The following is a 12,910-nucleotide window of genomic DNA, read 5'->3' on the forward strand; positions in this document are numbered from 1 at the left end:
CCAGAGATGTCCCACGACGGCGTCACACCGCGCTCGGTCATGCGCTCGGTGGCCTTCCTCACCGCGGGCGCCCTCGCGGTCCCCGCACTCGCCGGCTGTGGCTCCGAGGACCCCGCCGGCAAGCCGCTGGCCGGGCAGGACATCGCCCCGGCCGCCCGGGCCCAGGTCGCCGACGGCGGCACCCTGCGCTGGGCCGTGGACGCCGTACCGGAGACGCTGAACACCTTCCAGGCGGACGCCGACGCCGCCACCACCCGGATCGCCCAGGCGGTGCTGCCGTCGATGTACCGGCTGGACCACACCGGCCGCCCGGAGATCAACCCGGACTACCTGGAGTCGGCCGAGATCGTCGAGACCGAACCCCGCCAGGTCGTCCTCTACAAGCTCAACCAGCAGGCCGTCTGGAGCGACGGCCGGGAGATCGGCGCCGCCGACTTCGCCGCCCAGTGGCGGGCCCTGTCCGGCAAGGACAGCGCCTACTGGACCGCCCGCAACGCCGGCTACGACCGGATCGAGCGCATCGAGCGCGGCGCCAACGACCTGGAGGTCCGGGTCACCTTCAGCCGGCCCTACGCGGACTGGCGGTCGCTGTTCTCGCCGCTGTACCCGAAGGAGGTCATGGGCACCCCGGACTCCTTCAACGACGGCGCCCGCAGAAAACTGAAGATCACCGCCGGGCCGTTCACCGTGAAGAAGGTCGACCGCAAGGACGACGAGGTCACCCTCGCCCGCAACCCCCGCTGGTGGGGCGGCCCGGCCAAGCTCTCCCGGATCGTGCTCACCGCCGTGCCCCGCGAGAAGCGGGCCGCCGCGCTGGCCGCCGGGAAGATCGACCTGGCCGAGATCGATCCGGCCGCGGCCCGCCGGATCACCGCCGCCGCTGCCGGACCCAAGGGCACCTCGGCCTCCCCGGGCGGGGGCACCTCGGCCTCGCCGAGCGGGGGCACCTCGGCCTCGCCGGACGGGGGCGACTCCGCTTCCCCGAGCCACGGCGGCGACGGCAAGGCCGGCACCGACGCGCACCGGCGCACGGCGAAGCAGACCCGCCGCCAGCAGCAGCTGAGCGCCTTCGAGGTCCGCAAGTCCCTGGAGCCCGCCTACACCCAGCTCGCCCTCAACGGCGCCGCGGGGCCGCTCGCCGACGAACGGGTCCGCCGTGCCGTCGCCCGCGCCCTCGACCGCGAGGCCCTGGCGGCGGCCGTCCTCAAGCCGCTGGGCCTGCCCGCCGTCCCCGTCGGCAGCCACCTCGCCCTCGCCGGCCAGTTCGCCTACGCCGACAACAGCGGCGCCCTCGGCGACCAGGACACCGCCGAGGCACAGGCCCTGCTCGCGGACGCCGGATGGGTGCCCGGGGGACCGCCCACGGAGGCCGAGAAGGGCGAGAAGGCGGCCGGCTCGCGGGGCGAGAAGGCAGGCGGGGACAAGGAGGACGGCAAGGACGACACGCAGGGCCGGTCCGAGGGCGACGACGACGGGGTGTACATCGTCGGCCGGGACGACAAGGCCGGGGACTCCGACGGATCGGGTGACTCCGACGGACCGGCTGACTCCGACGGATCCGGGGACTCCGGGAAGGACGGCTCCTCCGGGAAGGACGGTCACGGCCCGCGCCACCTCGCCCAGGACGGCGCGCAGCACCTGAAGCAGGGCGGCGCCCCGGGCGCGTACGCCCCCCAGGGCACCGCCGCGCCGGCGGGCGCGAAGAGCGGCGTCCTGACCAAGGACGGCAAGCCGCTCACCCTCCGCTTCGTGCTCCCCTCCGGCCCCGGCTCGGACAGCCTGCGCGCGGTCGCGGACCGGATCACCCGCATGCTGGACCGGATCGGCATCCGCACCGAGACGACCAAGGTCAGCGACGAGAGCTACTTCAAGGACCACATCGCGTCCGGCCAGTACGACCTCGCGCTGTACTCCTGGCCCGCCTCGGCCTTCCCCGCCACCGACGCCCGCCCGATCTACGCCAAGCCCGTCCCGGCCGCCGACGGCTCCCTCTCGGTCGAGCAGAACTGGACCCGGGTCGGCACCGACCAGGTGGACCAGCTCTTCGAACAGGCCATCGGCACCCTCGACGAGTCCGAGTCCCGCTCCCTGATCCGCAAGGCCGACGCCCGCATCTGGGCCGCCGCCGGCTCCATCCCGCTCTACCAGCGCCCCCAGCTGGTCGCGGCCCGCAAGAACCTCGCCAACGCCGGCGCCTTCGGCTTCCGAACCCCTGTATACGAGGACATGGGCTTCCTGAAGAAGGGCGTGCGGGTGTCGCCCAGCGCGTCGAGGTAGAGGGTCCCCGGACGCCCGGCGAAGCCGCATTCCCGGCGCCCCCGTACCATGGGGGGTAGGCCGAGGCGTCAGCAGCCCGGCGGGCCAGCGCGAGCGACGCGCAGCCGATTCCATACTCCGGGAGTACGCCGCACTATGCCCCTGTCCGCAACACGTCACGACATCCGCAACGTCGCCATCGTCGCCCACGTCGACCACGGCAAGACCACCATCGTCGACGCCATGCTCAAGCAGGCCGGCGCCTTCGCCGCCCACCAGCTCGACTCCGTCGACGACCGCATGATGGACTCGAACGACCTGGAGCGTGAGAAGGGCATCACGATCCTCGCCAAGAACACGGCGGTGAAGTATCACCCCAAGGACGGCGGGGACCCGATCACGATCAACATCATCGACACCCCGGGCCACGCCGACTTCGGTGGCGAGGTCGAGCGCGGCCTGTCGATGGTCGACGGCGTCGTGCTGCTCGTCGACGCCTCCGAGGGTCCGCTGCCGCAGACCCGCTTCGTGCTGCGCAAGGCGCTCCAGCAGCGGCTGCCCGTCATTCTCTGTATCAACAAGACGGACCGCCCCGACTCCCGGATCGACGAGGTCGTCAACGAGACGTACGACCTGTTCCTGGACCTGGACGCCGACGAGGACCAGATCGAGTTCCCGATCGTCTACGCCTGCGGCCGGGACGGCATCGCCTCGCTGACGAAGCCGGAGGACGGCACGGTTCCGGCCGACTCCACCAGCCTGGAGCCGTTCTTCTCCACGATCCTGGAGCACATCCCGGCCCCGACCTACGACGAGACCGCCCCGCTCCAGGCGCACGTCACCAACCTGGACGCCGACAACTTCCTCGGCCGTATCGCGCTGCTGCGCGTTCAGCAGGGCGAGCTGAAGAAGGGCCAGACGGTCGCGTGGATGAAGCGCGACGGTTCGGTCAGCAACGTCCGCATCTCCGAGCTGATGATGACCGAGGCGCTGACCCGCAAGCCGGCCGAGAAGGCGGGCCCGGGTGACATCTGCGCGGTCGCCGGCATCCCGGAGATCATGATCGGCGAGACCCTGGCCGACCCGGAGAACCCGATCGCGCTGCCGCTGATCACGGTCGACGAGCCGGCGATCTCGATGGTCATCGGTACGAACACCTCGCCGCTGGTCGGCCGGGGCGGCACCGGCAAGGGCGCGGACGCCAAGACGGCCGTGAAGGACCGCAAGGTCACCGCCCGCCAGGTGAAGGACCGCCTGGACCGCGAGCTGATCGGTAACGTCTCGCTGCGCGTGCTGGAGACCGAGCGCCCCGACGCCTGGGAGGTGCAGGGCCGCGGTGAGCTGGCGCTGGCCATCCTGGTCGAGACCATGCGCCGGGAGGGTTACGAGCTGACCGTCGGCAAGCCGCAGGTGGTCACCAAGGACGTCGACGGCAAGGTCTACGAGCCGGTCGAGCGCATGACCATCGACGTGCCCGAGGAGCACATGGGTGCCGTCACCCAGCTCATGGGCGTCCGCAAGGGCCGTATGGACAACATGTCCAACCACGGCTCGGGCTGGGTCCGCATGGAGTTCGTGGTGCCGTCCCGTGGTCTGATCGGCTTCCGCACCGAGTTCCTGACCCAGACGCGTGGCACGGGCATCGCCCACTCCATCCACGAGGGCCACGAGCCGTGGTTCGGCCCGCTCCAGACCCGGAACAACGGCTCCCTGGTGGCCGACCGGGCCGGCGCCGTCACCGCGTTCGCGATGACGAACCTCCAGGAGCGCGGCGTGCTCTTCGTGGAGCCGGGCACCGAGGTGTACGAGGGCATGATCGTCGGTGAGAACTCCCGCTCCGACGACATGGACGTCAACATCACCAAGGAGAAGAAGCTCACCAACATGCGGTCGTCCACGGCCGATGTGACCGAGTCGATCGTTCCGCCGCGCAAGCTGTCGCTGGAGCAGTCGCTGGAGTTCTGCCGTGACGACGAGTGCGTCGAGGTGACTCCGGAGGCCGTTCGCATCCGCAAGGTCAACCTCGACCAGCGGGAGCGGGCGCGCGCCGCGAGCCGCGCCAAGCACAGCTGACGACCGATCCCCGAAGGCCCGGGCGTCCCCATCGTGGGGGCGCCCGGGCCTTTTTCAACCCATTTTTTCGCGCCGTCTGGCCCTCCGCTGTCCGAAAGGCGGAGACCGACGCCCGATAGCCATGTAACACGTCCGTTTCGCGGCCTTCTTCGCCCGAACAGTTTGCCCAGATTTTGGAAGATCTTCGCGTGAGCTGTGACTGAATTGAGATTTAAGAACGGTGGTCGGTAGTTGGCTCATGGCAGATAGTTAGCCGCGTAGCGCTCGGGTCAATGGGTCTCGCGCTGTGGGGACAGCGCCCGACTCACGAGCACCAGGGGGTGTCTGACCCTCCGTCAGGGGTGTCGGAGGATCAGACGAGCGCCCCCTCCTGTTGGTGAACACGTGGAGTCATGAGGAGGAGTCCCATGCGCGGTGTCACAAGCGCGAGGTGGGCCACACCGTCGTCGGCCGTCGTCCACGGTCCCTCGCCCTGCGCCGATCCGCACTGAGCCCCGGCCCGGGGGCCGCCGCTGCCGCGCGACTACGCGCGTCCGGCTGCGCGTTCTCCCCTCGGTTCAGGGCGCCCTGACGCCTCTTCATGCACCGGACCGTGCTCGCACATCCCCGCGGGCCGGCGGTTCGGCACACCCACACCTGTGAAATGGGCGAACTGTGACAAGTCCTATCGACCTTGAGGGCGGCGGAACAGCGGCCGTCACCGACGGCGGACCGGGAGCGGAGAAGAAAGCCGAGGCCCCGGGGCTCGTCGGCCGCTCACCCGGCCAGTTGATGTGGCTGCGTTTCCGGCGCGACCGCACCGGCGTGATCGCCGCCTGCGTCGTCGGGTTCTACTTCCTGATCGCCCTGCTCGCACCGGTGATCGCGAAGCTGTACGGCAAGAACCCGTACACCGTCTACGCCGACGAGCGGCCCGAGCTGTTCGACAGCGCGGGCGTGCCGGTGCAGCCCAACGGCGGCATCAGCGCCGAATTCTGGTTCGGCCTCGAACCCGGCAACGGCTACGACGTCTTCACCAAACTCCTCTACGGCATCCGCACCTCGCTGATGATCTCCGTCGCGGTGACGGTCACGGTCGTCCTGACCGGCATCCTGCTCGGCGTCACCGCCGGCTACCTGGGCGGAAAGACCGACTACTGGATCAGCCGGATCATCGACTTCCTGCTCGCCTTCCCGGCGCAGCTGTTCTTCATCGCCAGCATGCCGGTGGTGGTCGCCCTCTTCGTCCACCCCCGGGACGAGACCCCGACCTATGTGCGGGTACTGGCCCTGATCATCGTGCAGTGGTTCCTGGGCTGGATGAGCCTCGGGCGCATCCTCAGAGGCACCACACTCGCGCTGCGGGAACGGGAGTTCATCGAGGCGGCGAAGGTCAGCGGGGCCCCGCCGTGGCGGATCATCCGCAAGGAGATCCTGCCGAACGTGGTCACCCCGCTGCTCGTCCAGTCCACGTATCTGCTGCCCAACTTCGTGACCGCCGAGGCCGGTCTGTCCTTCCTCGGGGTGGGCATCGTCGAACCGACGCCGGACTGGGGACAGATGTTCTCCAAGGCGTCCACCGAACTCGTGATGCAGAACGACATCACCTACATGTTCTTCCCCGGCGTCTCGATGATCATCTTCATCGTGGCTTTCAACCTGCTCGGGGACTCGGTCAGGGACGCCTTCGATCCCAAGACAGCGCGCTGACCATTCCGTGTGCAACTGGTGCAACACAGATGGGTGGAATCTGAGTGATGAGTAGGGGCGGACGCCACATACACGCCGCAATCTCAGTGCTCGCGGCCGGAGCTCTCGTGCTCACCGGTTGCAGCGAGGGCGGCAGCAAGACCGGGAACGACAAGAACGACAAGGAACAGCAGGAGAACGCCGCGCGGCAGCAGAGTTCCATCCCGTTCGGCGACGCGAAGGACAGTCAGGGCCCCGCGCCCGAAGTGCCCGGCGGCAAGAGCGGCGGCACCATCTCGGTACTCGCCCGCGACAGCTACGCCCACCTCGACCCCGGGCAGATCTACGTCCAGGACGAGATGGCGGTCTCCCAGCTGATCCACAGAGGCCTCACCGGTTACAAGGCCACCAGCAACGACGGCAGGAAGCACGAGGTCGTCGGTGACCTCGCCACCGACCCGGGGACCACCACCGACGGCGGCAAGACCTGGAAGTTCACGCTCAAGGACGGCATCAAGTGGGAGGACGGCTCCCCGATCACGGCCAAGGACGTCCGCCACAGCGTCGAGCGCCTGTTCGCGCCGTTCATCAACCAGGGCCCGCCGTACCTCCAGCAGTGGCTGGCCGACACCCCGGGCGCCGACTACCGCAAGCTCCTGCCGGACGGCCCCTACGAGGGCAAGCACCTCCCGGACACCCTGCTGGAGACCCCGGACGACAAGACGATCGTCTTCAGGTTCAAGACCGCCCGCCCCGACCTGCCGTACGCCCTGGCCATGGCCGGGTACGCCATCGTCTCCCAGAAGGGTGACACCAAGACCAAGTACGACAGGGACCCGGTGGCGGCCGGACCGTACAAGATCCAGGAGTTCAAGTCCGGCAAGTCGATGACGCTGGTGCGCAACGAGAACTGGGACCCGAAGACGGACCCGCTGCGCCACCAGTACGTCGACCGGTTCGACATCACTTTCAACCACCAGTACGAGCAGTCCACCAAGGCGATGCTCGCCGACAGCGGCAAGGACAAGACCGCCGTCAGCTTCAGCAACGCGGTCGACGCGGGCAACCTCTCCAAGGTCCTGAACGACCCGAAGCTGAAGGACCGCACGGTCTCCGGCTACCAGCCGTACGTCGGCCAGATGAACATCAACCTCAGCCACCCGGAGCTGAAGGACATCAAGATCCGGCAGGCCATCGCGCACGCCCTGCCCGTCACGCCGTTCGTCCGCGCCTTCGGCGGCACCGACGCGATGGAGGTCGCCGGCGGCATCCTCAGCCCGACGGTCAGCGGCTACGCCCCGAACCTCGACCCGTGGGGCAAGAAGAAGAAGCCCGCCGGTGACCCGGCGAAGGCCAGGAAGCTGCTGGAGGAGGCCGGCAAGGTCGGCATGAAGCTGACCTTCGGCTACATCAACACCCCCGAGGGCCAGCAGTACTCCACCGCCATGGCGGCGGGCCTGGAGAAGGCCGGCTTCGACGTGCAGCGCCAGGAGATCCCGGCCGAGACCTTCTACGACCAGGTCAGCCAGCTCGACAACAACTACGACATCTTCCACACCGCGTGGGGCGCCGACTGGCCGTCCGCCTCGACCGTGATCCCGCCGCTGTACGACGGCCGCGCGATCGCCGAGGGGGCGCAGAACTACTCGCAGGTCAACGACCCGAAGATCAACAGCGAGATCGACCGGATCAGCAAGATCACCGACCCGGCGAAGGCCGCGGCCGAGTGGGGCAAGCTCAACGAGTACATCGTCAAGGACGTCGTCAACGTCGTCCCGACCGCGTACTACAAGCAGGTCCAGATCGCCGGCTCCAGGATCGGCGGACTCGTCTACGACGACGTGATCAGCGGCGTCGACCCGCGCCGCCTGTACGTCAAGTAACCCCCGCCCGACCGGTACCCGGTGCCTCCGTCCGCTGCCCGGCGGCGGGGCACCGGGCACCCCCGGCCCGCTGACGTCTGAGAGCTGCCCCTGTCATGCTGCGCTTCCTCGTCCGCCGCACCCTCGGCGCCACCGTCATCCTCTTCCTGCTCAGCATCGTGGCGTTCCTGATCTTCTTCGGAATACCACGCGACCCGGCGCTGCTGATCTGCGGCAAGTCGTGCACGCCGGCCAACCTGGAGAACATCCGGCATGTGCTCGGCCTCGACAAGTCGATCCCCGAGCAGTACTGGCTCTTCCTGCACAACCTGGTCCTGGGCAGCGACGACTACCTGCAAGGCCCCTGCCCGGCGCCCTGCTTCGGCTACTCCTTCCACACCGGTGAAGCCGTCTGGGGCACCCTCCTCGACCGGCTGCCCATCACCATCTCCCTCACCATCGGCGGAGCCGTCTGCTTCCTGGTCTTCGGCCTGGGCACCGGCCTGCTCGCCGCCTGGCGCCGCGGCACCCTGATCGACAAGGCGGCCACGGCCACCGCGATGGTCGTCAGCTCGATGCAGATCTACTTCCTCGGCCCGCTGGCGCTGGCGATCCTCGTCTACCAGACGCAGCTGTTCGACAAACCGACGTACCACGAGTTCACCGAGGACCCCGTCGCCTGGTTCGGCGGGCTGATCATCCCCTGGGTCATCCTGTCGACGATCTTCGCCGCGCAGTACACGCGTATGGCCCGCTCGGCGATGATCGAACAGCTTCAGGAAGACCATGTGCGCACCGCCCGCGCCAAGGGCATGTCCCGGCGGTACGTCTTCTTCCGCTACGCCTGGCGCGGCTCGCTGATCCCGATCGTCACCATCTTCGGCATCGACCTGGGCTCCCTGCTCGGCGGGGCCATCATCACCGAGTACACCTTCGGCCTGCCCGGGCTCGGGCGGCTCGCGGTGGAGGCCGTCTCCTTCAGCGACCTGCCGCTGCTGCTCGGCGTGATGCTCTTCGCGGCCACGATGATCCTGCTGTTCAACATCGTCGTCGACGCCGCCTACGCCTTCATCGACCCCCGCGTCCGGCTGTCCTAGGAGCACTGTCGTGAGCACTCTGACCAAGGAAGCCGGTGCGCCGCGCCCCGCCGAGGGGGAGGCGTTCCTCTCGGTGCGGGACCTGCACGTCAGCTTCAAGACCGAGGACGGGATCGTCCGCGCCGTCGACGGGCTCTCCTTCGACCTCGAACGCGGCCGCACCCTGGGCATCGTCGGCGAGTCCGGCTCCGGCAAGTCCGTCACCAACCTGACCGTCCTCGGCCTGCACAACCCGATGTTCACCACCGTCGAGGGCGAGATCCTGCTCGACGGCAAGGAGCTGACCACCGCCCGCGAGCCGGAGCTGGAGAAGCTGCGCGGCAACAAGGTCGCCATGATCTTCCAGGACCCGCTCACCGCGCTCTCCCCCTACTACACGGTCGGCCGGCAGATCGCCGAGCCGTTCCGCAAGCACACCGGTGCCTCCAAGCGGGAGGCCTGGGACCGCGCGGTGGAGATGCTCGGCAAGGTCGGCATCCCCAACCCGGCGCAGCGTGCCAAGGACTATCCGCATCAGTTCTCCGGCGGTATGCGCCAGCGGGCGATGATCGCGATGGCGCTGGTCTGCGACCCCGATCTGCTGATCGCCGACGAGCCGACCACCGCTCTGGACGTGACGGTCCAGGCGCAGATTCTCGACCTGCTCAAGGACCTCCAGCGGGAGTTCGGCTCGGCGATCATCTTCATCACCCACGACCTCGGGGTCATCGCCGACATGGCCGACGACATCATGGTGATGTATGCGGGCAACGCGGTGGAAAGCGGCACCGTCGACGAGGTGCTGCGGGCGCCCCAGCACCCCTACACCTGGGGCCTGCTGAATTCGATGCCCCGCCTGGACTCGGACGTCGCCACCCCGCTCGCCCCCATCCCCGGCACCCCGCCGTCGCTGCTCAGCCCGCCGTCCGGGTGCCGTTTCCATCCGCGCTGCACCTTCCAGGACCGGGTGGGCGGCGCCCGGTGTGTCACCGAGCGCCCGCTGCTGGCCCCGGGCCGGGCCGCCGCCTGCCACCTGACGGCGGAGCAGAAACGGACCGTCTTCATCGAAGAGATCAAGCCCCGGCTGGGCTGACAGAGGAGAAAGAGGAGTCAATGAAGGAAGACCTCGTCCTCCCCGCCCCGCGCGAGGCCGCCGCCGGCCCGGAGGGGGAACCGCTGCTCGTGGTGGAAGGCCTCACCAAGCACTTCCCGGTCAAGGGCGGCTTTCCCGTCCGGCGCACCGTCGGCCAGGTCCAGGCGGTGGACGGCATCGACCTGACCGTGCGGGCCGGAGAGAGCTTCGGGCTGGTGGGGGAGTCGGGCTGCGGCAAGTCGACGACGGGCCGCCTGATCACCCGGCTGCTGGAACCGACCGCGGGCCGGATCTCGTACCGGGGCCGGGACATCACCCACGCCGGCCGCAAGGAGCTGGCGTCGGTCCGCTCCGAGATCCAGATGATCTTCCAGGACCCGTACTCCTCGCTCAACCCGCGCCAGACGGTCGGCAAGATCATCTCCGGTCCGATGGAGGTCAACGGGATCGAACCGGAGGGGGGCCGGGAGAAGCGGGTCCGCGAACTCCTGGAGATCGTCGGCCTCAACCCCGAGCACTACAACCGCTTCCCGCACGAGTTCTCCGGCGGTCAGCGCCAGCGCATCGGCGTGGCCCGCGCGCTGGCCCTGAACCCGAAGCTGATCGTGGCGGACGAGCCGGTCTCCGCGCTGGACGTGTCGATCCAGGCGCAGGTGGTCAACCTGCTCCAGCAGGTGCAGCGGGACCTGGGCATCGCGTTCGTCTTCATCGCCCACGACCTGGCCGTCGTACGGCATTTCTCACAGCGCGTGGCAGTGATGTACCTCGGTAAGATCGTGGAGATCGCCGACCGCGAGGACCTGTACGGCAACCCGCGGCACCCGTACACCCGGGCGCTGCTGTCCGCCGTGCCGGAAGCCACGGTCGACGACGACGGCCCGGCTCGTGAGCGCATTCGGCTCACCGGTGACGTGCCGTCTCCGATCAACCCGCCGTCGGGTTGCCGCTTCCGCACGCGCTGCTGGAAGGCGACCGACACGTGCGCGTCGGAGGCGCCGCCGCTGGTGCAGGTCGAGGGCAACAAGCCCGGCCACCTGACCGCCTGCCACTACCCCGAGACGGAGGGCACCGTACCGGCACCCCGGCTCTCCAAGGACCCCCAGACGGCGGCCTGACAACACCCCTTTTCCGTCAGCCGCCGCCACGGAACGGACCTTCACCGGCCCATTGACCCGAGCCCGCGAACGTCCGCTCCCGGGGCAGAAGGCCCGCGCCTCCCCAGGCGCGGGCCTTCGCTGTACCCGGGTCGTCAGACGCCGGTCGTGCCGTCGATCAGCTCCCGGAGGATGTCCAGGTGGCCGTTGTGGCGGGCCGTCTCCTCTATGAGGTGGTGCAGGATCCAGCGCAGGTCGACCGTGAGGCCGGAGCGGACGGTGGCCTTGGCCCGGGTGTCCAGGTCATGGGCGGCGACCAGCTCCCGGTAGCGGGCGGACTGCTCGGCGTACTCGCGCAGCAGCTCCGGCAGCGGGACGTCGACCGCGATCCGCATCTCGCGGTCCGGGTCCTCCTCGGTCCACGGACCCTCGTCCTCCTCGCCGAGGAAGATCACCTGGAACCAGTAGTACTCGACCCACCGCAGGTGGTTGATCAGGCCCGAGATCGTCATCAGGGGCGAGCCCGGCAGGGGCGCCGTACGGGCGCCCTCCGCCGAGACGCCCTCGCACTTGGCGCGGGCCGTGTCCCGGGTGTAGTCGAGGAAGGTGGTCAGCTGGGTGCGCTCGTCCCAGGCGGGAGGCGTGTCGGTGCGTGTCATCCGGGAGAGCATGACGCACCGTCACTCCCCCGTCGAGCCAATTAACGCCGTCCTCCGGCGCCGCCCTCCTCCAGTGCCGCCAGGGCCGGGTCCAGCACGATGTCCTCCGCGCGGGCCTCGATCGTCGGGTCCTCGGGGAAGTGGCAGGCCGACAGATGGCCCTCGTGGTTGCCCGGCAGCCGGACCAGCGGGGGCTCCTCGGTCGCGCACCTCTCCTGCGCCTTCCAGCAGCGGGTGCGGAAGCGGCAGCCGGAGGGCGGGGAGATCGGGGAGGGCACGTCGCCGGCCAGGCGGATGCGTTCGCGCGGGCCCGCCGACTCGCCGGCCACACTCACCTCGGGCACCGCGGAGAGCAGGGCGTGAGTGTAGGGGTGCCGGGGCCGGGTGTAGATGGACTCGCGGTCGCCGACCTCGATGATCTTCCCCAGGTACATGACCGCCACACGCTGCGAGAAGTGTCGTACGACGGCCAGGTCGTGGGCGATGAAGACGAACGCGATGCCCAGGTCCCGCTGCACCTGCTGGAGCAGGTTGACCACCTGCGCCTGGATCGACACGTCCAGCGCGGACACCGGCTCGTCCGCCACGATCAGCTTCGGGTTCAGGGCCAGCGCCCGCGCCACCCCGATCCGCTGGCGCTGACCGCCGGAGAACTCGTGCGGGAAGCGGTTGTAGTGCTCGGGGTTGAGGCCGACGATCTCCAGGAGTTCGCGGACCCGTTTCTCCCGGCCCCCCTCCGGTTCGATCCCGTTGATCTCCATCGGGCCGGAGATGATCTTGCCGACCGTGTGCCGCGGGTTCAGCGACGCATACGGGTCCTGGAAGATCATCTGGATCTCGGAGCGGACCGGCGCCAGCTCCTTGCGGCCGGCGTGGGTGATGTCCTTGCCCTGGTACGAGATCGTGCCCGCGGTCGGTTCCAGCAGCCGGGTGATCAGGCGGCCCGTCGTCGACTTGCCGCAGCCCGACTCGCCGACCAGGCCCAGGCTCTCACCCTCGTTGACCTGGAAGTCGAGGCCGTCGACGGCCTGCACATGGCCGACGGTGCGCCGGATCGGGAAGCCGCCCTTGATCGGGAAGTGCTTGGTCAGCCCGGAGACGTCCAGGAGGGGAGTGGTGCTGCTCATGG

General features: G+C 69.2%; 9 protein-coding genes. 7 read left to right on the plus strand and 2 right to left on the minus strand.

All coding sequences use genetic code 11. The features are described from left to right. The first annotated feature begins 6 nt into the window (after window positions 1–6). From VE614_RS04390 to VE614_RS04420, 7 genes are all read left to right on the plus strand, one after another. Window positions 7–2,277 (plus strand): ABC transporter family substrate-binding protein, encoded by a 2,271-nt coding sequence (locus tag VE614_RS04390; protein WP_324932254.1) that lies wholly within the window; start codon window positions 7–9, stop codon window positions 2,275–2,277. 135 nt (window positions 2,278–2,412) lie between these two features. After that, a complete protein-coding gene (gene typA, locus VE614_RS04395; protein WP_324932257.1) occupies window positions 2,413–4,329 on the plus strand; it encodes a translational GTPase TypA in 1,917 nt (638 codons plus the stop codon). A 654-nt stretch (window positions 4,330–4,983) separates the two neighbouring features. Then, on the plus strand, window positions 4,984–6,018 hold the full coding sequence (locus VE614_RS04400; protein ID WP_324932260.1) for an ABC transporter permease: 1,035 nt from the start codon (window positions 4,984–4,986) through the stop codon (window positions 6,016–6,018). Window positions 6,019–6,065: 47 nt separating this feature from the next. Continuing rightward, the gene (locus tag VE614_RS04405; RefSeq protein WP_324932263.1) at window positions 6,066–7,880 is read left to right on the plus strand and encodes an ABC transporter substrate-binding protein; all 1,815 of its coding nucleotides are present in this window, start codon (window positions 6,066–6,068) and stop codon (window positions 7,878–7,880) included. Between the two features lie 95 nt (window positions 7,881–7,975). After that, window positions 7,976–8,956, plus strand: coding sequence for an ABC transporter permease (locus tag VE614_RS04410; protein WP_324932266.1), 981 nt, complete (start codon window positions 7,976–7,978; stop codon window positions 8,954–8,956). A 10-nt stretch (window positions 8,957–8,966) separates the two neighbouring features. Next, a complete protein-coding gene (locus VE614_RS04415) occupies window positions 8,967–10,028 on the plus strand; it encodes an ABC transporter ATP-binding protein (RefSeq protein WP_324932269.1) in 1,062 nt (353 codons plus the stop codon). 20 nt (window positions 10,029–10,048) lie between these two features. Continuing rightward, window positions 10,049–11,143 (plus strand): dipeptide ABC transporter ATP-binding protein, encoded by a 1,095-nt coding sequence (locus tag VE614_RS04420; protein ID WP_324932271.1) that lies wholly within the window; start codon window positions 10,049–10,051, stop codon window positions 11,141–11,143. Between the two features lie 134 nt (window positions 11,144–11,277). Here VE614_RS04420 and VE614_RS04425 read toward each other — a convergent pair whose 3' ends face one another. Beyond that, window positions 11,278–11,781: a DinB family protein gene (locus VE614_RS04425; protein ID WP_324932274.1), complete on the minus strand. Its 504-nt coding sequence runs from the start codon at window positions 11,779–11,781 to the stop codon at window positions 11,278–11,280. Window positions 11,782–11,822: 41 nt separating this feature from the next. Further along, window positions 11,823–12,908 carry a dipeptide ABC transporter ATP-binding protein gene (locus VE614_RS04430; RefSeq protein ID WP_324932277.1) on the minus strand — a complete coding sequence of 362 codons (1,086 nt, stop codon included), beginning with the start codon at window positions 12,906–12,908 and terminating at the stop codon, window positions 11,823–11,825. Window positions 12,909–12,910 lie beyond the last annotated feature (2 nt).

This window comes from Streptomyces sp. (genome assembly GCF_035645055.1).
In the GTDB taxonomy this organism is placed as follows: Bacteria; Actinomycetota; Actinomycetes; order Streptomycetales; family Streptomycetaceae; genus Streptomyces.